The following is a 19,704-nucleotide window of genomic DNA, read 5'->3' on the forward strand; positions in this document are numbered from 1 at the left end:
AGCGCCACCCATGCCCATCCGCGACCGCTGGCCCTGGCACCGCAGGCCGGACAACACGGCCGCCCGCGCCGCCGCCGACGGGACAGGCGCCGCCTCCGGGACAGGCTCCGCCGAGGCGACAGGCACCGTCGACACGGACCAAGCCGCTCTGGCGTGGCTCTGCGCCCACCTGCCCGAACTGCGGGAGAAGGCCGACCGGTTCGCGTGGCGGGCCGCGCTGGACCGGGAGGTCGCCGAGGTCCGTGCGGGCAAGTCCGCCGCCGAGGCGCTCCGCGCGCTCGACCTCCGGCGCGACGGCCACCGTTCCTCGGGGCTCCCGGCCGCGGACTCCTGGCAGGAGCGGCCCGTCGTCGAGTGGTTCCGCTGCCCGAGCGGCCGCTGCCCCGCCCGGGGGCGCAACGCGGACGCCTCCGAGCCGCGCTGCCACATCGACGGGGCGCTCATGCCTCCGCGGGACGGTGGCTGATGGACGGCATCCTCACGGAGCTGGGCAAACGCATCGCCGATCGCTGGTTCGCCTTCCTGATCCTGCCCGGCGTGCCGTTCGCGGCGGCCGTGCTCGTCGCCTGGGCGATGGCACCCTCCGGCGCGGCCCACGCACTCGACGTCGACATCCTCGTACGACGCCTGGACGCGCTCGGCGACACCGCCACGAGCACCAAGGGGGCGGTGGCCGCCTGCCTGCTCATCGGCGGAGTCGTCGTAACGGCGCTCCTCGTACGGGAGTTGAGCCTCGCCGTGCACCGACTCTGGACGGGACGTTCCAACGCCCTGCGCCGCGTCATGACCCCTGGCACGCAACGCCGCCGACGGATGGCGCTGGACGCGGCCCGGCAGGGCGGCTACGCCGTGCCCGAGCGCTATCTGCCCTCCCGTGCCACCTGGATCGGTGACCGTTTCGCCCTGGTGGACGAGCGGATCGCCGCGCAGTACGGCATCTCGCTCGCCAGGGTGTGGCCCCGGCTGTGGCAACTCCACGACCTGCGGAGCCCCAAGATCGTCACGGCGGCGTGGGACGAGTACGCCGCCGCCACGGTCCGCGTCGCCTGGGCGCTGCCCTACGCCGCGCTCGCGCTGTTCTGGTGGCCGGCCGCGGCCGTCGCCCTCGCCCTGGTCCTTCTCGGCTGGTCCCAGGGTCGCCGCGGAGCCGACGACTTCTGCCTCGCCTGCGAAGCGGCCGTGGACCTCCAACTCCGCCGCCTGGCACACATGGTGGGCGTGCCCCTCCCGCACAAGCGGGTGACCGTGACCGAGGGGCGCGAGATCGACCGCATCCTGGCGAAGGGTGCGTACCTGCCGCTGCCCCGGACCGAGCCGGTCAGGTCAACTCCTCGGCCAGCAGATCCATGAGCAGCCCGTCCTCCCAGAGACCCGTCCGATGATTGCGCCAGTACGCCCGCATGACCCCCACGGGCTTGAAGCCGACCTTGCGGTAACTGCGGATCGCGACGGTGTTGGCCGCGGCGGGATCAATGGTCAGCCGGTGATGACCGCGCTCCCGCACCAGCCACCTGGCCAGCGTGCGCACCGCGTCGGTCCCCAGCCCCTTCCCGTGCTGCCGCGCCGTCAGAAAGATGTCGATGCCGGCGCGGCGGAACTCCGGGTCGTTCTCTTCGTCGAACTGGATCGCGCCGATGACCTCCCCCTCGTGGACAACGACGAGCATGCCCTCGTAGTCGTCCGGGGGCGGCCACCATGCCGCGACCTCCGGTTCGCGCACGATCCCGGCAAGAATCTCCGCCTCGCCGCCGGCCACTGGCCGCAGAAGAACCTTGTCCCCGCTCAACTCCATGCCCCTCATCATCCCTTGACGCCGGTCTAGCGGACCACGGTGTCTCACGGTGTCCATGTCTATGGTCGATTCCATGACCACTCTGCTGATCGCGGGCATGCCGGCCGCGGGACACGTCAATCCCACCCTTCCCGTCGTCACCGAGCTCGTCGGCGCGGGCGTCGACGTCGTGTACCTGTGCGACACCGAGTTCGAGGACCGCATCCGGGGCACGGGTGCGGGATTCGTGCCCTACCCCGAGGGTGTGCTGACGTCCCGTGACATCGCGGAGGCCACCAGGGCCGGCAGCAGTGTGGGGGTGGTGGTGAAGGTCCTGAGGGCGTGTTCGGCGCTCGTCCCGTTCGTCGTCGAACAGGCGAGATCGCTGGGCCCATCAGCACTTATGCACGACTCAAACGCGCTCTGGGGCCGGCTGGCCGCAACCACCCTGGGCCTGCCCACGGTCTCCTTCATGACGACGTTCCTCGTCGGGGCGGGTGCGTTGAAGGCCCTCACGGTGCGGGAGAACCTGACGGCCGTCGGCCCGACCCTGCGCGACATGCCCGCCGCGCTGCGGGCCCGGCGCGCGCTGGTCAAGGAGTTCGGAACGGCCGCCGTCCCGCCCTCGCCGATGCTGCCGCTGCGCGGCGACCTCACGCTGTTCCCGATCCCCGAGGAACTCCAGTCACCCGACCCGCGCCTGGACTCCAGCTGCCGTTTCACCGGCCCGACCACCACCCCGGACGCCGTATCCACACCGCTGGACCCCGAGCTCTCCGCCCATCTGTCGGGCGGACAGCCGGTCGTCCTGGTCTCGCTGGGGACGTTGCACGACGGCGGCGCGTCCTTCTTCCGTACCTGCTGCGCCGCGCTCGGAGACCTCCCCGTCCGCGTGGTCCTCGCCACCGGCAGTGGAGTCGACCCGGCCGACCTGGGGCCCACACCGCCGAACACCCTCGCCCGCCGTACGGTCCCTCAACTCGCGGTCCTGCGCGAGGCATCGGTGTTCGTCACCCACGGCGGCATGAACAGCGCGCTCGAATCCCTCCACTGCGGGGTACCTCTGGTGGTCGTCCCGCAACAGGTGGAACAACTGCTGATCGCCCGGGCCGTCGCGGAACGCGGCGCGGCGGTGGTCCTCCGCCAGCCCCTGTCCCACCGCCCTGTACCGGCCGCTGCGCTGCGGGCGTCGGTGGAGCGGGTGTTGGGAGATGCGGGGATGAGCGGGGCGGCCGCGGGGATGGGGCGGCGGTTCCATGCGGAGGGAGGGGCGGGGCGGGCTGCGGAGTTGATCCAAGGAGTGTTGGAGGACTGCTGACAGCGGCGCCGCGCCTGTGCCGACGCCCAGGTGTCTCCGCATACGTCGGTGGGGCCGCCCTCCGGAAAGAGGGCGGCCCCACCGACGTCGTACGACGCTGTTCGGCTATCGGCTATCGGCTATCGGCTATCGGCTATCGGCTGTCGGTTGTCGCCGTAAGCCGGTGAAAGCCGTGATCACTTCCGCGACCGACGCACAGCCGTCGTCAGCAGCACACCGAGCCCCAGCAGGAACACGGACGCCAGCGCCGCGATCAACGTGCCGGTCGAAGGGCCGGTGTCCGGGAGTTCGCCGCCCGAGTTGTCGGGGGTGACCTCGGCGCTGGTGCCGCAGGCGGGGTCGTCCGAACCGGCCGCGCAGTTCGAGCCGTCGGGGCCGACCACCGCATTGGCGAGTGTGCCGTTGCCGGTGATCGGGTCCTTGACGGTCATCGAGTAGGTCAGCGTCGCGGTCTGACCGGAGGGCAGGTCGCCGGACCAGGTGAGGTTCGGCGAGTCGTAGGAGACGTCACCGGTGTCGGTGGTGGCGTCGCCGTTGTAGACGGCGTCGTCGAGCGCGTTCGACATGTCGTCGGTGAGCGTGGCGCTGTCGTAGTCGGCCTCGCCGACGTTCTTGACCGTCACCGTGTACGTGACCTTGTCACCGGGCTTGACCTTGTCGGCGTCGGAGGTCTTGGCGATCTGGAGCTCAGCGACCGGGACGAGGGTCTGGCAGTCCGTGTCGTTCGAACCCTTCGCGCAGTTCGAGTCGCCGGGTCCTGTGACCGTGTTGGTCAGCTGGTGATCGCCCTTGTCCGGGCTGTTGACCGTGGCGGAGTACGTGATCGTCACCGTCTCGCCGGCCGGGATGTCACCGGACCACTTCAGGTTCGGATCGTTGTACGACACCGAACCGGAGGAGGCCGTGGCGTCCCCGTTGTACGTGGCGTCGTCGAGAACCCCGCTCAGATCGTCGCTGACCTCGGCGCCACTGACGTCGTCGGCGCTGTGGTTGGTGACCTTCACCGTGTACGTGACCTTGTCGCCGGCCTTGGCCGTGGCGGTGTCGGCGGACTTGGTGATGTCCAGGTCCATGACGTCGTGCTGGTCGTTGCAGCCGTCTTCCGTGCCGGTGTCGCAGTTCGAGTAGTCGTTGCCCGTCACCGCGTTGCCCAGGTGGGCGTTGCTCCCGTCCGAGGCCTCGACGGTGACCGAATAGGTGATGGTCGCCGTCTCACCGGGATCGAGGGTCCCGGACCACTTCAGGTTCGGGTCGTCGTACGACACATCACCGGTACTGGCCTTCGCGTCCCCGTTGTACTTCGCGTCGTCCAGGACATCGCTCAGATCGTCGTTGGCGGTGGCGTCGACCGGCACGTCGCCGGTGTTCTCCACCTTCACCGAGTACTCGACCGTGTCGCCCTGGGAGAGCGTGCTGCCGTCGGCCGGGGTCGACGTCTTGGACAGGGTGTAGCTGGGCTTGTCGAACACAACGAGGGCGCAGCCCTGCGGGTTCACACCTTGCAGGTTGGCCATGTTGCTCTCGGCGCAGTTCTCGTACGAGCCGGCCTGGTCGGAGGTGACATCGACGCTGAGCGTGCAGGAGGTCTGACCTTCCTTCAGGTCACCCTTCAAGTCCACGGTGCCGCTGCCGGCGGACGTGTCGACCGCGCCGTTGGAGCAGGTCGTCGCGGTGCCGGCGGGGTCGGCGACGGTCAGCCCGGCGGGCAGGTCGTCGGTGAACGACCAGCCCTCCTTCTTCATGAGGTCCGACGTGTTCGTGACGGTGAACGTCAGCTTCGACGTACCTCCGACGGCGACCGCGTCCGGGCTGAACGACTTCTCGACGTGCGGGGTGACGTCCTCGATCTTGATGTCGTCGAAGGCGGCGTCGTTGCCGCTGTAGCTGCCGTTCGCGTTCGTCATGCGGATGCCCAGGCTGGCGCCGGGGTAGATCATCGGGGCGTCGGCCCTGTTGTTCACGACGTTGATGTCTTTGGCGAAGCCGGTTTCGGACGCCGGGTACGTCGTCGCCTGGGGGTCGGTGCAGGGATTGATCGGCTTGTCGGAGACCGGGTAGGAGGTGCCCCCGTCGAGCAGGAAGAAGTTCAGTTCGGGCGCCGAGACCGAGCAGGCGGATGCACCCGAGGTCACCGAAGCGGTGAGGAACCGGTTTCTCGAGGTCAGCGGGATCTGGCGCTCGGTTTCGAACTCCACCTTGTCGGCGCCGGGATCCGCCGACGTGTACGCCGCTACCGCGTGGTTGTCCGGCGGGTTGCCCGTGCCGTTGTACATCCCGATGGCGTCGGTGATGTTGCGCAGGTTGTTCCAGTTGGTGGTGTTGGCGGCGCACTCCTGGATGCCGGGGGCGAAGCCGTCCGAGTCCGTCTTGTCGAGGACCCAGCCGTTGCAGTTGTTCAGCCAGGCGTCGTCCGCCGTGTAGGTCATCCCCTGGGCCGCGGCGCCACCGGTGTAGTCGGTCAGCTTGATGGGCTGCGGGGCCGGATTGTTCTCGAAGTCCTCGTCGTACACGACGGTCGGGTCCTCGGGAACTCCCGGTTGGGCGGCGGCGGCCGCCCGAGTGTGCTCCGGCGGCTGTGCGGTGGCTGACGGTGCTTCGGCCAGGGCCGGGAGCGCGACGGCCGTTCCCATCGCCGTGCCGAGGGTCACGGCCAGTGCGGGGGTGAGCCGCCGCAGCCTCACCCCCCAGGCCGGTCGTCTGCTGCGGTCCATCGGCGCCCTTCCTCCAGAGACGGGTGTGTCCGTTGGAAGGGTGACGTGCGCCGGCGGGGAAGTTTGGTACGGCAACGCCTGACGCGGTCGGTTTTACCTATATGGACTTATATAAGGCATATGCGTATGCCGCCGGCGTGTGCTCCGGCCGGGTCGGCCGCTGCCTCAGTCCAGCTGCGGGAGCGGCAGCCGTTCCGAGATCTCCAGGATCAGGTGACCCTTCTCCGTGTATGCCGGTACGGCCACCAGCTGGTGGTCTTCGGTGCGCGGCGAGTCTCCCAGGGCCTGCGGCAGGCGCGAGACGACATCCACCGAAGCGGCGCGCCGCGCGCCCAGCGGGACTTCCCTGGTGACGCCCTCGAAGCTCACCGAGAGCAGGACGTCCCAGATGCCGGGCGCGAGCGGCCAGCCGTCGGAGCTCTGCGCGAGATTGACGCGTGCGGCGAACCGGCCCATGGCGCGGGGGCGGCCCTTGGAATTGACGAGCTTGTCGTCCCGGTGGGCGGTGACGGAGTAACGCTCCTCCGTCCCGGTGTCGCGGTGTCTCAGGAGGACATGGGTTCGGCGGCTCGCGGTGCTCAGCTGGTCGAAGAAGGCGAAGCCTTCCAGGTGCAGGATCGACCCGCTCCACCGGAGCGTCTGAAGCTCCATCATCACCTTCATCTGGTCGGTGATGTCGAAAACGGAGTCGGGAAGCTCCACAGCGGGATCGCGGAAGTACGGCAGAGCGGCGAACACCCTGCCGCCGTCCACCACCTTCTTCGGCGTGGGGCGGTCGGCCGCGGCGGAGTATTCGGCCATCCGTACCGCGTGCTCGTGGTGGCCCCCGGCGAGCAGTGCGTACCGGACGGCGAGCGGCCGTGGCAGCAGGGCCAACGATCCCGGTGTGGCAAGGGAGTTGAGCAGTGACTCGGCATGCGTGAGGGTCTGCCGTCGCTCTTCGGGGGAGTCGCTGCCGAGCAGGGCGGCACCGGTCGCCTTGCCGAGTTCCACTTCCAGGTGGCGGGAAAGGAGCCGATCGCGGCCCGGCCCCTCCGGGACGAGGGAGTGGACCATCGACATCATCCGCTCGGCCAGGCCGCACCGGTCGGACGGCCCGACCGGTGCGGCCGGCGGCGCGGGGGAGCCCTTGAGGACGCACGGACCGTCCGCCACGACGGACACCGCGTCGGCGGCGAGGTAGGCGGCGGCGGTGAACGGCTGGTCCTCACCGAACCGCAGGTCGGTGGGGAAGCTGAGACCGGCCCGGCGAAGCAGCTCGGTGCGGAACAGCTTGTCCGGCGTGAGGGTCCAGTAGACCCTGCTGGTCAGAGGGGCGGCGTAGGTGCTGCTCTTGCGGAACATCGACGTCGGTACGGATCGCTTGCCCAGTGCGGCGGGCTTGCCGAGCACGACATCGGCCTCGTTGCGGTCTGCCGCCCGGACCATGCGCTCCAGGGCGTCGGGGGCCAACTGGTCGGAGGCGTCAAGGAAGATCACGTATCGGCCCCGGGTGTGCTCGATGGCCGCGTTGCGGGCCTCGGCGGGTGTGGCGCCGCGCCGCGGCAGCTCCACGGTGAGCAGCTCCGGCCGGTCGGCGGACAGCTCCCGCAGCAGGCTGCCACTGGAGTCCGACGAACCGTCGTCGACGGCGACGATCTGCATCCGGTCCGTCCCCAAGGTCTGCGCGAACAGCGAGTCCAGGCACGCGCCGAGCCGGCCGTCCTGGTTCTGCACCCGGAGTGCGACGGTCGCGTCCGGGAGCGACACAGGGGGAGCGGAGTTGGCGTTCATGGGGTGCGGCTCCTCAGCCGTGCGATGCCTTGGTCGGGATGCCGGGCCAGGGCAGGCTCCCAGTGAGTTCGGGCCACTGCCAGGGAGTGAAGGCGGGTGCCGGTGGTTCGACGGGGAAGACACCGGGCGTCGGGCCCAGCTCCCCCACGAAGACGTTGACCGGGGCGGTCGCCGTAATGCCGTTCGCGTCCACGGCCGTGTATGTGAACCGGTCGTAGCCCGTGAACTCGGGCGTGGGCCGGTAGTGGATCCAGTCGTCTCCCGGGTGCTCGACGACGCCGTGCGCGGGCTGGGTCACCGACAGCACGGAACCCGCGTCCGGGCGGCTGTCCCAGGGGTGTACGGACACGGGTGCGCCGATGTCGGTCGTGAGGCGCAGGCCGCGGACGTCGGCTGCCCGGATCGGCAGCGCGGCGTGGGTCAGCCGCTTGACGCGGATCCGCTCCCCGGTGGTGGGCAGCCGGAGCGTCGCGGCGAGGACAGGACGCAGGCGCGGGGTCTTCGGCCGGTCGTCGATCCGTACGGTGACGCTTCCGGTGGCGGTCTGCTGCCGCTCGGCGCGGACCCGGTACCAGCCCTGCTGCGGAAAGTACTCGACGTCCTGCAACCCGGCCACGGTCGCCACCCCGTCGAGCGAGTTCGCCAGCAGGTAACCGAACCCCAGGTGCGCGTGCTCGTCGCAGGACACGGAGAGCGTCAGATGGAGCTCCTCGCCCGGCCGGACGCCGAGCTCCGGATCCGACGAGGAGAAGACCGCGGCGGACACGACCCCGTCGGCGGTGGAGTGTCCCGTGACCCGGCCCCGGCACAGTTCGTGAGGCATCGTCAGTGCCCTTCCGGGGCGGGCCGGCGCGAGACCCGCTCCTTGGTCAGCCGGTCGTACGTGGCCTCGTCCAGCCAGCCCAGCTCCTCGTACGAGAACGTGCGGCGGCCGAGGTCCTGCACAAGGTGGGCGGGGAGCACTTCTTGTTCGAGGAGGCTGCGGGCGACGAAGCGGGCGCACTCGATGGCACCCTCGGGCCGCACGTGCACATTGTCGGCGTCCAGGACGACCCCCATCAGAGGCTCCCCCGGACGCAGATAGGTGAAGGCCCGCTTCGAGTCCTCGGGCCCCAGCTCCTCCCACCAGGCGACGCTCTGCCCGTACAGGTCGACGACGGGAACGTGCTCCTCGCGGGCCAACTCCCGCATGGCCAGCGGGTAGTCACCGAGGAAGCGGGAGACATTGGAGTGGCGGTCCACCCGGCGCCGCTCGTAGGGCAGCAGGATCACCGGATGTGCCTGGGCGTCCCGGGTGCCGCAGATGTAGGCGCGCAGGTGCTCCTGGAAGTCGTCGAACGGCTCGGTGTGCAGGCCCGGGTCCGGCTTCCAGTCGATCTGGCCGAAGCCGACGATGAAGTAGTCCCCGGGAGCGAGCTGTTCGAGGATCCACCGCAGTCGGCCGCGCTCCCGGAAGCTCTTCGAACTCGACCGCGCGCGGGCACAGTTGACGACCTCCACCTCGTCGGCGAGGAAGAGATGCAGTGCCTGCGCCCAGCCGGTCATGGGCAGATGGGTGTTCGGGCGTGTGACAGCGGTGGAATCGCCGGCGACGAAGACGCGCGGGGCGTGGTTCGAAGCCTGTGGCTGGGGGCTGCTCATATCGCTCTTCCGGACGTCCGAGGCCTCGCCTACTCCTCGAGCCCGGCCACCAACGCCGCGTAGAAGTCGTCGCCCACCGTGTTGAGTGTCGGGTCCTGGCGGCGGATGTCGATGACGTGGCCGGTCAGTGGTGACACCAGGACGTCGACCGAGGACTGGGCCACCGCCTCGGAGGTGAGGAGGGAGGAGGAGGGTTCGTCGCCGAAGGCGTTGGTGCGCATCGGGGTCGCCGTGCGTTCCGGGTTGATGCAGTTGACGCGGATGCCGTCGGGGGCCCATTCGTCGGCGAGGGCCTGGGTGAGGTTGACGGTGGCGGCCTTGGCGGAGGAGTAGAGGCTGTACGAGCCGCGGCCCCGGGTGTAGCTGCTGGAGGTGTAGAGGAGGAGCTGGCCCTTGGTCTCGGCCAGGTAGCGGTGGGCGAAGCGGGCCATGTGCACGGGGGCCAGGTAGTTCACCGCCGTGGCCTCTTCGATGGTCTCCGTGCTGCTCTCCGCGAGTTTGCCGATGCGGAGCACGCCCGCGGTGTTGACGACGTAGTCGACGCGTCCCGTCTCCTCGTACGCCTCGGTCAGCGCGCGTTCGATGTGCTCGGGGTGCTCGACGTAAGTGCCGGTTCCCGAGCGGCTGTTGGCGAAGACCTTCGCGCCGTGGCTGCGGGCGATGTCGGCGATGTCCGCCCCGATGCCGTAGCTCGCGCCGAAGATCACAACGGTGCGGCCGTCGAGGCGCTTGCGGTACTCCTCCTCTTCCAGGGCCTCGGGAGCGACGCTGGAGGAGAGCTGGAACAGCTTGTCGGTGAGGAACACATCGACGGGGTGGGTGACCTTCATGTTCTGCTCTTCTCCGCGTACGACGTGCACCGGCACGTCGGGGAGGTAGCGCAGCACGATGGAGCAGTCGTCGGTGCCCTCGAAGTTGGGGTCGCCGGAGGCCTTCTCGTAGGCCTGCCAGAGCGTCGCGAGGCGGAAGCCCTGGGGTGTCTGGCCACGGCGGAGCCGGGTGCGGTCGGGGATCGAGGTGATGAACTCGCCGTCGGTGCCGTGGGTGCGGCAGTGCGCGATGGTGTCCGCGGAGGGGATGGCGACGTCCACCGCGTCGTAGCGGTCCAGGGCGGCGATGCAGTCGGCGACGATCCGCTGGGAGAGGAGGGGGCGCACCGAGTCGTGGAAGAGGACCTTCATGTTGTCCTCGGGGGGAGTGCCGGCCTGGGCCCCCAGGGCTCCGAGGGCGCGTCGTGTGGTCTCGTTGCGGGAGGTTCCGCCCGCTATCACGCGGCTCACCTTGGTGTATCCGGCGGCGTCCACGATCTTCTGCAGCGTGGGGACGAAATCGCTCGTCATGAGGACGACGATTTCGTCGACGCCCGGCGCTCGCTCGAAGATGTCCAGGGTGTGCTCGATGATCGTCTTGCCTGCGATCTTCACCAGCTGCTTCGGCACGGCGAGGCCGACCCGGGTGCCCGTGCCTCCAGCGAGAATGACGGCGACGGTACGGCCGGTCTGCTGTTCGCTTTCGTGCTGCTGATTCACGTCGTTCCCCAGACTGCAAGTGGTAGGCGTTGCGTCACTGCGGGTGTCGTCGGCCGTCTGATCGTCGAATGTACTCAGGCTGCATCAACTGGAACTAACCCGTCAAACCGGGCATTTAGGGTCTGCTGACGGTGGTGCTGGTTCACAGTCGGAGGCTCACATTGCGCTTGTCCGTGACGTACGGGCTGCAGTGCAGCGCCTTCGCCTTACGGGTCAAGGGCTGGAGATCGGCGGAGACCGCGTACGTGGGTGCCGCGACGCGGATGTCACGCAGGTCCCTGCCGCGCCGCAGTCTGAGATAGCAGTCCCACGTGCCGTCGAGGCCCTCGCGCAGCTCGGCGGTGAACGTGGCCGTGAACCCGATGGCCCAGTCGGGTACCGGGGGCGCCCAGGGGGTCTCCGTCGCGGGCCGGTCCGCTCCTCCGTCGGGACTCTGCGGGGCGCGGGCGGCCGGGGGGTCCAGGAGGGGCGGGAAGTCCGTGACGGTGGTGGGGAGCTCGATCTCCCGGCGTGTGCCGCGCTCCGAGAGCACCACGCTCGCGGTCAGCGGCATCGTGCTGTCCCGGCCGCTCCAGCCACCTCCGACGAGCTGCGCGGAGTCGTCCTTCCAGGTCACGCCGGCCAGGAAGGCCCTGGCCGGCGTCCGGTGGCGGCCCGCGACACCGATGGCGACGTAGTGGGCGCGCGAGGTCGCGTACATCTCCGCCTCGTACATGCCGTATCCGGGCAGGGGCTCCGCGAAGACGGGGGTGGGGACTCGATGGCTGCCCAGGTCGCCGCCGTGCAGCCGGCCCCGGACGGTGGCCTCCCCGAGGCGGCCCACGAGGGAGACGTCCCAGACCCCGGGCGTCAGGATCGACCCCTCGTTGCAGGTGGTCAGAGGGATTCGCGCGCGCCAGGTCATCAGGTCGAAGGCGGCGTACGAGAGTGGGGTGAGGGGGAGCTCGACCTCCTCGGTGCTGTCCCGTCGCGTCAGCAGCAGGTGGAATTCCATGTCCCGGATCGGCAGGCCCGGCACCTCCGTGCGGCCGGTGAGAGCGAAGTCGCCCTCGTCGTGGAAGGCGGATTCCAGCGCGGCGGAGGCCTCGAGCGAGTCCGTGACGTCGTAGACCAGGTCGGGAACTGCGGCCTCGGCGTCGCGCAGATACGGCAGATCGGCGTAGAACCGTCCGCCCGACGAGAACTTCGCCTGCGCCGGGCGGTGGGAGACGAGATCCGTGGTGTAGAGCTCGGAGAGGAGATCTCGGCGGTGCTTCGTGAGGAGCACGACCGACAGCCGCTCGAACGGATCGCAGTGCAGCAGCGCCCCATCGGTGAGGACAGGGGAGATCACCGTGGCGATACGGTCGAACGCCGCCTCCGAGGCCGGTACGCCCTGCACCCCCACCCAGCGACGCAGAAAGCCGACCACGTCCTTGAAGTGCCGCGACATCATGGCGTCCCGCTGGTCCGGGTCCAGGTCGGCTTCCTGGATCTGCCGGACGGGCTCGATGATGTTGGTGACGCGCTCCGGCGCCTGGTACGTACGGGACAGCTCCTGCTGGTCACCCTGGGCCCGGGTCCAGTAGTAGCAGTCGTAGTCCGACACGATGCCGATGGAATCGCGGGCCGCCAGGTAGGCGGTCGACACGAAGATGATGTCCTCGCCGTAACCGGCCTCTTCGTCGAAACGGAGGTCGAGCCGGTCGATCAACTCGCGTCGGAAGAGCTTGAAGACGACCTGGTTCCGATAGGCGTACGTGTCGAAGATGTTCCCGAGGGTCACGGTCTCCCGGAACATCGACGTGGCGGGCCTGCGGCCGCCGACGCCCACGATCTTCCCCAGGACGATGTCCGCGCCGCCGCGCTCCGCGAGGGTGAGTGTGCGTTCCAGCGTTTCCTCGCCGAGCCAGTCGTCCGCGTCGAGGAAGTACAGGAATCGGCCGCGGGCGTGTTCGATCCCGGTGTTCCGCGCAGCCGCGGGCTTTCCCCGGTGGTCGATCGTCAGCACGGTCAGCACGGGGTGCAGCGCGGCGAGCCTGCTCAGCTCCGTAGGGGTGGCGTCGATGGAACCGTCGTCGACGACGATGAGCTCGATCCTGTCCACCCCGATGCTCTGCCGCACCACGGAGGTGATGCACCGCTCAATGGTGGTTTCCGCGTTGTACACCGGAACGATGACGCTGATGTCAACCATTGCCGAGATCCCCTTCCCGTGTCGCGGTGGGCATTGATTCGATTTCTTCCTGGATGTCCGGCGGGATTTCTTCTTGGATCTCCGGTGGAACGTCCTCTTGCTCGGTGTCCTCCTGATTGAAGGGCGTGGCCACCGTCGGCACCGGGACCTCGCCGGCCGGGAACGTCCTGATTCCCCGCTCGTACAGATCGTCCACCGCGTACGTGAAGCGCTTCTGGGCCTCGGGCCCGCCCAGGACGAATGTCCGCAGAACGCGGCGGCGCTGCGCGAGCCGGTCGTCGCCCGCGGCCCGTACGGCCTCCAGGAAGTCACCCACCGCCAGATCCTCGCCCACGGGCACGAGATACGCGGCGCCCGCCACGGACACCTGTTCCGTCAGCTCGGCCACCGAAAGGTCGCGCGGGTTCGACAGCGAGTACGGCTTTCCGCTGGCCAGGAAGTCGGACACCACACTGGAAATGTCGCTGATCATTCCGTCGACCGCATTGAACACGGCGAACAGGCCCGGCAGCCGTCCCGTGCTGTGGAAGTGCAGGCGCGGGCTGTTGACCATCGGGAAGAGCTCGTACCAGCGGGAGATGGCGAATTCCTGGCGTACCACCCGCTCCTGTTCGGTCAGGTGGTACGCGGGTGAGTCGCGGCTGCGGTCCTGGAGTTCCGCCATTCGTTCCTCCAGCGCGGCCATTTCCTTGAGGACCGTCGCATCCGCCACGAGTCCGGGGTTCTCGGTGAGCCGCCGTTTGTTGTCCTCTTCCAGGATCGCCAGAATCTTGCGGTGCTCCTCGGCCGCTTCCGGGGAGCGATAGCCGAGCATCGGGTGGGGCCGGTAGACGATGCGGCCCTCCGGGTTCAGCCGGAGCAGTTCGGTGATGATGCGGACGCCGAGGTCCGGGACCGAGCTGTAGTCCCCTTCCCGGGTCCAGCCCTCCCACGTCGGCGCGTACAGGACGGCCGGGTGCTCCTTGGCCTGCGGAGCGGCGGGTTCGACCTCGTCGAGCTGCGGCAGGCCGACCTCCACGATGGCCTCGTCGGGTATGGAGCCGCGCAGGCGGCGGTACCGTTCCCGGCCCGCCTGGCCGGCCACCCAGATCTCGTCGTACGTCTTGCTGACCCGGTTGCTGGAGGCGAGCTTGTCGCTGTCGCCATGGCCGACGAAGACATGCTTCATTTCGGCACGCCCCAGCATGTGCACGTTCTTTCCGGCATTTCCGGGATAGAGCACGACCCGCGCGTGCGGGAGCTCGATCTCGCCCAGGTCATCCGCCTTCGGCACGCAAATGGCGGGAATGTCGGTGGGGGCGAGGAGTTCCATCGAGCGGCGTTCACGCAGTACGACCAGACAGCTTCTGCGGGTGCTCTTCAGGACCGGCAGCCACATGTTGACCTGGTACATGAAGTCGCTCGTGGCCGAGGCGAAACTGAAGTACACGACCACCTCGGGACCGGCGTATCCGAGAGCCCGGTTGACCGCGGCGAGCGAATCCTCGCGCTCGGGCACCCGGTGCGCCCGAGCCGCCTGCGGCAGCATGACGGTCATGGCGACGAACGAAACAAGAACCAGCGCCCCGATTCCCCCGTACAGGAAAGCCACTTGGTCGGTGACGATCGCCCCCGTGGCGCCCGCGGAGATCAGGACGTCGAGATACAGAATCTTGCGGACGTAGCTCCGGTAGACGAGGTTGCGGGGGAGCGGTGGCGGGATGGCCTCGCCGAGGTCCAGGGTCCGTACGGTCACCGGGATCATCCGGTGTTTCCGTTTCGCGGTCTCCAGAGGCAGCCCGTACAGCACCAGGAAAACAAAGAGGTAGATGAACCCGCAGGCCAGGATCGCGGTGGCATGGCGGGGAAAGAGTGGCAGCTCACCGAAGAACCCGATGAGCAGAAGCTGGCGGATGAGGAAACGCATCGTGAGCCCGAAGCGGTTCTTGCGCAGCAGCGACAGAGCGTTGGACTTGACGTACGGCAGGGCGAGATCGACGCCGTAGCTGACGACGATGCCGGTCGCGAAGAACCATTTGGACAGCGTGGCGACGCCGTAGGCCATGGCCACGTAAGCGCCGAGCAGGGCCAGCAGCAGGGTGTTCGCCATGAGCCACCGGCCGGACAAGCGCAGCGCGTGCCGCAGCCGACGCCCCGGGGACGCGGCGGCCTCCTGCCCCTGCCCCTCGTCCTCCTCGGGATCGGTCGCCGTCCCCTCCGCGGATCGTGTGCCGGGCACCGTCATCGAGACCCCCCGCCGCCAGCGGCCGCGGAGATCTCGCAGGCCAGATAGCCGCCAGGGGTCCGGTACACCCGCACCCGCGTCGAGTCGTTGCCCGTGAAAAGGCCGTTGTCCAGGGCCCTCCCGACGCTCGCCGGAGCCTTCAGCCGTGCCTCCTTGGCCATCCCGGCCGAGGACACGATGACCCAGAAGTCCCACGGACCGTGCTTCTTCCGGGACCAGTCGACCCGGTCGAAGTCCACTTCGGCGCGCCAGCCGGCGTCGTCGTAGTCGTGCACGCCGTCACCGCGCTCGCGCGTCAGGAACGGTGTGGGGGACGGTTCGACCGGGAGCACCAGGGCTCCTCCGCCGCCGCGCCTGCGCAGGTGCAGGGTGACCGTGCACTTGGAGCTGTCCAGGGACCCCACGTAACCGAATCCGGAGAGCACCACCTTGGTCGGTCCCGACAACACGGCCTGGAGCAGTTCGCCCCTGGCCCTGAGGCGGTCGGTGCATTCGAAGACGTGGTCGGGCAGGAGGTTCCCGGGACCGCGGTGGGCCCGGAAGAACGGGAACGCGCGGTAGACGCGGTTCCCCTCCACCACGGTCCGGGCACGGTGGGAGAAGCGGCGGTTGACCGCCAGGTAGCAGACCTCGTCGAAGAGCCCGCGGGCGGCGGCGAACGAGCACAGGCCGGGATAGAGGCCCACTCTCCTGCCGACCCCGTTGGTCCAGTACGCCTGGCGCATGCGCTGCATCTCGAGGACCGCGGACTGTCGTTCGTTGTACGAAGCGTCGGAGTCGACGACCGAGAGCATCTCGTCGATGTGGTGCGCGAGCAGGACCGACAGCATCCGCTCGGTCTCGACCTGGCTCCGGGCCCGCTTCGCCACCGCCGCGGCGGCCCGGAAGAAGGGGAGCGACCGTTCCGCGCAGTCGCACGCGTACGGCACGACTCCGTCCTCCGGCTCGCGAGCCTGCCCGATGCGGCAGCAGACGTAGTCGGACACGAAGGAGACCCGGTCGGCGGCGGCCACGGCCTGTGTCACGAAGACGACGTCGTCCCCACCGCACAGCGACGCGTCGAAGCGGATGTCGTTTCGGGACAGCAGTTCGCGGCGGAAGAGTTTCATGACCCCGAGGTGTCGCAGGGCCTGGGCGCGCGCCCCTTCCTCGCCCGGCTTGGCCTTGAACGCCTGCTTCTCGAACCCGCGAAGACCGCCCCCCACGACCTTGCCCACGACGACGTCGCTGTCGTCGCGGTCCGCCGTGGCGAGCATGCGCTCCAGAGCCTCGTCGCCGAGACGGTCCGCGCTTCCGAGGAACAGCACGTACCGTCCGGTGGCCTGGGCGAGTGCCTGATTGCGTACGAGTCCGGGGACGGCGGCGGCCGTTTCGCGGCGGACGACCCTGACGGGACACCCCGCTCCGGACGCGAAGGCCTCCGCCTCCCCGGCGCTCGCGTCGGTGGACGCGTCGTCCACGACGATCACTTCCATGCGCTCGGAAGCCAGGGTCTGCCGGCCCAGCGACTTGAGACACGTGCCGAGCTCGGGCATGCCGTTCCGGACCGCGAGCAGAACGCTGACATCCGCCGGGCGTGGACCGCCGGACACGGTCTCGGTACGCATGGTGATGGGCCTCCCCTTCCGGTTACCGGTCGCTTCGAAGCGCGGGCCGCCACCCATGGACCTCGGTGGGGAGCGTGTCCGTGCCGGGCAGCTCAGCGGGCGGGGCGACGGCGTCCACGACCTCGATCTCCCAGTCGGCGGGCGGCGAGATGACCATGCCGTGACAGGCGACCACACGGACCGTGTGCCGCCCGGCGGGCCAGGGCTCGGACGGTGTGAACGACCAGCGGCCGCCGTCGTCGACCTTGGTCTCTCCGATACGGCGGCCGTGGTGGAGGAACACGGCCTTCGAGGCGTTCCTGGCCACTCCGGCGATCACCGGCGTGCCCGGCACGACCCGGCCCGGCAGCGGATGTGTCACCGTCGGCGCCTCGATCGAGGCAATCACCCGCAGGGGGAGTTCGACCGGGGTGGTGGCTGCCTTGTCGGTGAGGCCGACCGCGGTGAGGGTGTGCGGGCCGGGCGGCCAGTAGTACGCGAGCCGCCACAGCCAGGTGCCCTGGGGGCCGACGCTCGTCTCGCCCACGGGCCGGCCGTCGCTGAAGAAGACGATGTGCCGGACGCCTTGGCCCGCGGTCCCGCGGAAGACGCGGCGCGGCAGGACGACGGCTCCCGGGGCGGGATCCTGGAAGGACACCTCGACCGGGAGCTCGGGGACGACCGCCCGGCGGGCCAGCTCGGCCTCGATCTGCGCGGTGTCCCACTCGGGGCGGCCCGGCAGCGGGGGCGGAACCGGGGCGGGGAGAAGGAACCACCGAGCCTCGACGAGGCCCTGGGCCTTCAGCTCCTCGGCCATCAGTACGGCGATGCGCGCGCAGCCGGCCCGGTTGAAGTTACTGGTGTCGATCTGGCCGTCCGGCAGTTCCTGCAGCTCACCGGCGGCGAACCAGTTGAAGTAGAGGCGGGTCTCGCGAGGGCCGAGCGAGCGGAAGAGGCGTGCGGTGAGCTCGCTCAGGTCCAGCACGGGTACCTCGTGCGCGGCGGCGGTCTCGCGCACGAGGTCGGCGTAGCCCCCGGTCGCGTCGATCACGGTGCCGTCCTCGTAGAACCCGGCGCGGGTGGCCTGCGTGACGAACACGGGAACCCCACCACGGTCGCGGACCTGCCGCGCCATCCGGCACAGGACGTAACAGAAGTCGGCCGGCGCGACGTAGCGGTCGTGGCGGTGCAGCTGTTGGTCGACGTGGCCGTAGGCGATGAGGACGATGTCGCCGCGGCGCAGGGTGTTCAACACGGACGGCAGAAATATCTCCGCCGCGCGAAGAATCGACCAGTCCTTCTTGCTGAAGTTGTAGACGCGCACCTCGTCGGCGAAAAGCCGCTCGAGCTCTTCGCCCCAGCCGGCGCGGTCGCGACGATTCGGGGCGACCATTTTTGCTACGGAGTCTCCGAGGATGTAGACGGCCGGCGCGCAATTCCAGCGCTCCTGCATATCGGTATGCGCGCGCATATCGGTATCGATGGCAGTCTCCATTTCGTCCGTTCGGGAGTCCGCTCCAGCCATCAGACCAACACACGTCCGGGCGGTCCGCCAACCGGACCGGGGACTGCGCGACTTCTGTGGCGGCCGCCCCGGGGAACATGGAGAGTGGAATGCATGACGGACACCAGGGAAGTGCCAGCTCTTTTCGTGGCCGGTGACTCCGTGACCCAGCAGCGGGCCAAGGACAGTGATCCCCTCTCGGGCTGGCCCCAGCACCTGCCGCGCTTCGTCGTGCCCGAGCCGCCCCTGTTCAACTACGCGCAGGAGGGGCACAACAGCTCGACGTTCCTCCGCCACCGTGCCGCGACGCTGGTCAACCTGATGAGACCCGGGGACGTGTGCCTCATCGCCTTGGGCAACACCGATCAGCAGCTAGGCCGTGACAACTGGTACGTGCCGCCGCGGGTGTACCGCGACAACCTTCGACGGTTCGCCGCCGCGGTCGCCGAACGCGGAGGTGTCCCCGTGGTCGTCACGCAGCTCTGCCCCGCCGACTTCACCGAGGACGGCACGGTGGCGGACACCACCGGTGGATATTCCGAGCACGCCCGGGCGGCGGCCGTGGAGTCGGGCGTCCCCCTGCTCGACCTCCACCGGCTGACCACCCAGCTGTGGCAGGAGCTCGGCCCCGAGGAGACGCGCCGCCACTTCCGCTGGTACGACGCGGGCGGGCACCCCGACGTCCCGGCCGGCCGGATCGACTCACTGCACCTGAACCGGGCCGGAGCATGGCGTGTGGCTCAGCGCGTCGCCGCGGAGCTCGTACGGCTGGAGGTGCTTTCGGAGCACGTGCTCCGTGCCGTGTCGCCCCAGGCCCCCGAGTTGCCCGCCCATCCTGGGAGGACCGCGGAGACCCTTCCCCTCCACTCGGATCGCACGGGTACCGCACCGGGGCGCATCAAGATCCGTGGACCGCGCGCCGGGCGGCGCATCGTCCCGGCCCAGAAGTTCGCCGGCGTCGCCGACCGCACCCTCACGCGCATCGGCTTCTACCTCGACGGCTCCCGCATCGGTGCGACGCCGATCGGCCCCAAAGGCGAATGGACGTGGCGGCGAACGACGTACTGGCCTCCCGGTGAGCACGTCCTCACCCTCGTCGGACAGCGCGCCGACGGAGTCCTCACCGCACCGGTCGACCACCCCGTGCACGTCGTCGACGCTCTGGAAGCCCCCCGGGTCACGATGCCGCGGCCCGGACGGCTGTCGGGCGGTCACCCCTGCATCCGGGGCCGGGCGCCGCACGCGTCGGCCGTCGTCCTGTTCGACGGCGAACGGCGGATCGGTCGGGCCCCGGTGCGCGCCGACGCCTCCTGGTCCTTCCTCGGCGAGGAGCCGTGGCACGCCGGCGAGCACCACCTGAGTGTCGTCGCCGTGTTCGGCCCGCTTGTGTCGCCGGCCGCGGCGCACACCGTGAGCGTCCACGATCTGGGCCGAGCCGCGCCCTCGCCGTGGCCCCAGCCCGCCTGACCGA

General features: G+C 69.5%; 14 protein-coding genes. 4 read left to right on the forward strand and 10 right to left on the reverse strand.

What is annotated here, in order from left to right; genetic code table 11:
* Positions 1 to 10: 10 nt before the first annotated feature.
* Entirely contained in the window at positions 11 to 466 is a 456-nt protein-coding gene (locus OG746_RS18710; RefSeq protein WP_266715924.1) for a hypothetical protein, read from the forward strand.
* Positions 466 to 1,350 carry a hypothetical protein gene (locus OG746_RS18715; RefSeq protein WP_266715925.1) on the forward strand — a complete coding sequence of 295 codons (885 nt, stop codon included), beginning with the start codon at positions 466 to 468 and terminating at the stop codon, positions 1,348 to 1,350. The genes OG746_RS18710 and OG746_RS18715 overlap by 1 nt, the downstream gene beginning before the upstream one ends.
* Here OG746_RS18715 and aac(6') read toward each other — a convergent pair.
* On the reverse strand, positions 1,319 to 1,792 hold the full coding sequence (gene aac(6') / locus OG746_RS18720) for an aminoglycoside 6'-N-acetyltransferase (protein WP_266715926.1): 474 nt from the start codon (positions 1,790 to 1,792) through the stop codon (positions 1,319 to 1,321). The genes OG746_RS18715 and aac(6') overlap by 32 nt on opposite strands.
* A 73-nt stretch (positions 1,793 to 1,865) precedes the next feature.
* On the opposite strand from aac(6'), the gene OG746_RS18725 reads away from it, so the two are divergent.
* Entirely contained in the window at positions 1,866 to 3,089 is a 1,224-nt protein-coding gene (locus OG746_RS18725) for a macrolide family glycosyltransferase (RefSeq protein WP_266715927.1), read from the forward strand.
* Between the two features lie 176 nt (positions 3,090 to 3,265).
* On the opposite strand, the gene OG746_RS18730 is transcribed toward OG746_RS18725, so the two are convergent.
* The 9 genes from OG746_RS18730 to OG746_RS18770 form a co-directional block, all read right to left on the reverse strand.
* Positions 3,266 to 5,800: a DUF7927 domain-containing protein gene (locus tag OG746_RS18730; protein ID WP_266715928.1), complete on the reverse strand. Its 2,535-nt coding sequence runs from the start codon at positions 5,798 to 5,800 to the stop codon at positions 3,266 to 3,268.
* Positions 5,801 to 5,965: 165 nt separating this feature from the next.
* Positions 5,966 to 7,573, reverse strand: a complete 1,608-nt coding sequence (locus OG746_RS18735; RefSeq protein ID WP_266715929.1) for a glycosyltransferase family 2 protein — start codon at positions 7,571 to 7,573, stop codon at positions 5,966 to 5,968.
* A 13-nt stretch (positions 7,574 to 7,586) separates the two neighbouring features.
* Complete coding sequence (locus tag OG746_RS18740; RefSeq protein ID WP_266715930.1) at positions 7,587 to 8,396, reverse strand: Ig-like domain-containing protein; 810 nt, start codon at positions 8,394 to 8,396, stop codon at positions 7,587 to 7,589.
* Positions 8,397 to 8,398: 2 nt separating this feature from the next.
* Positions 8,399 to 9,214 carry a rhamnogalacturonan acetylesterase gene (locus OG746_RS18745; protein ID WP_266715931.1) on the reverse strand — a complete coding sequence of 272 codons (816 nt, stop codon included), beginning with the start codon at positions 9,212 to 9,214 and terminating at the stop codon, positions 8,399 to 8,401.
* A 29-nt stretch (positions 9,215 to 9,243) separates the two neighbouring features.
* Entirely contained in the window at positions 9,244 to 10,743 is a 1,500-nt protein-coding gene (locus tag OG746_RS18750; RefSeq protein WP_266715932.1) for a bifunctional cytidylyltransferase/SDR family oxidoreductase, read from the reverse strand.
* 142 nt (positions 10,744 to 10,885) lie between these two features.
* Positions 10,886 to 12,919, reverse strand: coding sequence for a glycosyltransferase family 2 protein (locus OG746_RS18755; protein WP_266715933.1), 2,034 nt, complete (start codon positions 12,917 to 12,919; stop codon positions 10,886 to 10,888).
* Positions 12,912 to 15,137, reverse strand: coding sequence for a CDP-glycerol glycerophosphotransferase family protein (locus tag OG746_RS18760; RefSeq protein ID WP_266715934.1), 2,226 nt, complete (start codon positions 15,135 to 15,137; stop codon positions 12,912 to 12,914). Before OG746_RS18760 ends, OG746_RS18755 begins: the two co-directional genes overlap by 8 nt.
* 2 nt (positions 15,138 to 15,139) lie before the next feature.
* Positions 15,140 to 16,750, reverse strand: coding sequence for a glycosyltransferase family 2 protein (locus OG746_RS18765; protein ID WP_266715935.1), 1,611 nt, complete (start codon positions 16,748 to 16,750; stop codon positions 15,140 to 15,142).
* Positions 16,751 to 16,772: 22 nt separating this feature from the next.
* Positions 16,773 to 18,122: a hypothetical protein gene (locus OG746_RS18770; RefSeq protein WP_266715936.1), complete on the reverse strand. Its 1,350-nt coding sequence runs from the start codon at positions 18,120 to 18,122 to the stop codon at positions 16,773 to 16,775.
* A gap of 225 nt (positions 18,123 to 18,347) precedes the next feature.
* On the opposite strand from OG746_RS18770, the gene OG746_RS18775 reads away from it, so the two are divergent.
* Positions 18,348 to 19,700 carry a GDSL-type esterase/lipase family protein gene (locus OG746_RS18775; protein WP_266715937.1) on the forward strand — a complete coding sequence of 451 codons (1,353 nt, stop codon included), beginning with the start codon at positions 18,348 to 18,350 and terminating at the stop codon, positions 19,698 to 19,700.
* Positions 19,701 to 19,704: the final 4 nt, after the last annotated feature.

It is taken from the genome of Streptomyces sp. NBC_01016, from assembly GCF_026341035.1.
Lineage (GTDB): Bacteria > Actinomycetota > Actinomycetes > Streptomycetales > Streptomycetaceae > Streptomyces.

What these genes read in the sequence shown, in the direction of transcription:
- OG746_RS18710 (WP_266715924.1), top strand. Translation starts at nt 11, where the DNA reads ATGCCCATCCGCGACCGCTGGCCCTGGCACCGCAGGCCGGACAACACG.
- OG746_RS18715 (WP_266715925.1), top strand. Translation starts at nt 466, where the DNA reads ATGGACGGCATCCTCACGGAGCTGGGCAAACGCATCGCCGATCGCTGG.
- OG746_RS18725 (WP_266715927.1), top strand. Translation starts at nt 1,866, where the DNA reads ATGACCACTCTGCTGATCGCGGGCATGCCGGCCGCGGGACACGTCAAT.
- OG746_RS18730 (WP_266715928.1), bottom strand. Translation starts at nt 5,800, where the DNA reads ATGGACCGCAGCAGACGACCGGCCTGGGGGGTGAGGCTGCGGCGGCTC.
- OG746_RS18735 (WP_266715929.1), bottom strand. Translation starts at nt 7,573, where the DNA reads ATGAACGCCAACTCCGCTCCCCCTGTGTCGCTCCCGGACGCGACCGTC.
- OG746_RS18740 (WP_266715930.1), bottom strand. Translation starts at nt 8,396, where the DNA reads ATGCCTCACGAACTGTGCCGGGGCCGGGTCACGGGACACTCCACCGCC.
- OG746_RS18745 (WP_266715931.1), bottom strand. Translation starts at nt 9,214, where the DNA reads ATGAGCAGCCCCCAGCCACAGGCTTCGAACCACGCCCCGCGCGTCTTC.
- OG746_RS18755 (WP_266715933.1), bottom strand. Translation starts at nt 12,919, where the DNA reads ATGGTTGACATCAGCGTCATCGTTCCGGTGTACAACGCGGAAACCACC.
- OG746_RS18765 (WP_266715935.1), bottom strand. Translation starts at nt 16,750, where the DNA reads ATGCGTACCGAGACCGTGTCCGGCGGTCCACGCCCGGCGGATGTCAGC.
- OG746_RS18770 (WP_266715936.1), bottom strand. Translation starts at nt 18,122, where the DNA reads ATGGTCGCCCCGAATCGTCGCGACCGCGCCGGCTGGGGCGAAGAGCTC.
- OG746_RS18775 (WP_266715937.1), top strand. Translation starts at nt 18,348, where the DNA reads ATGACGGACACCAGGGAAGTGCCAGCTCTTTTCGTGGCCGGTGACTCC.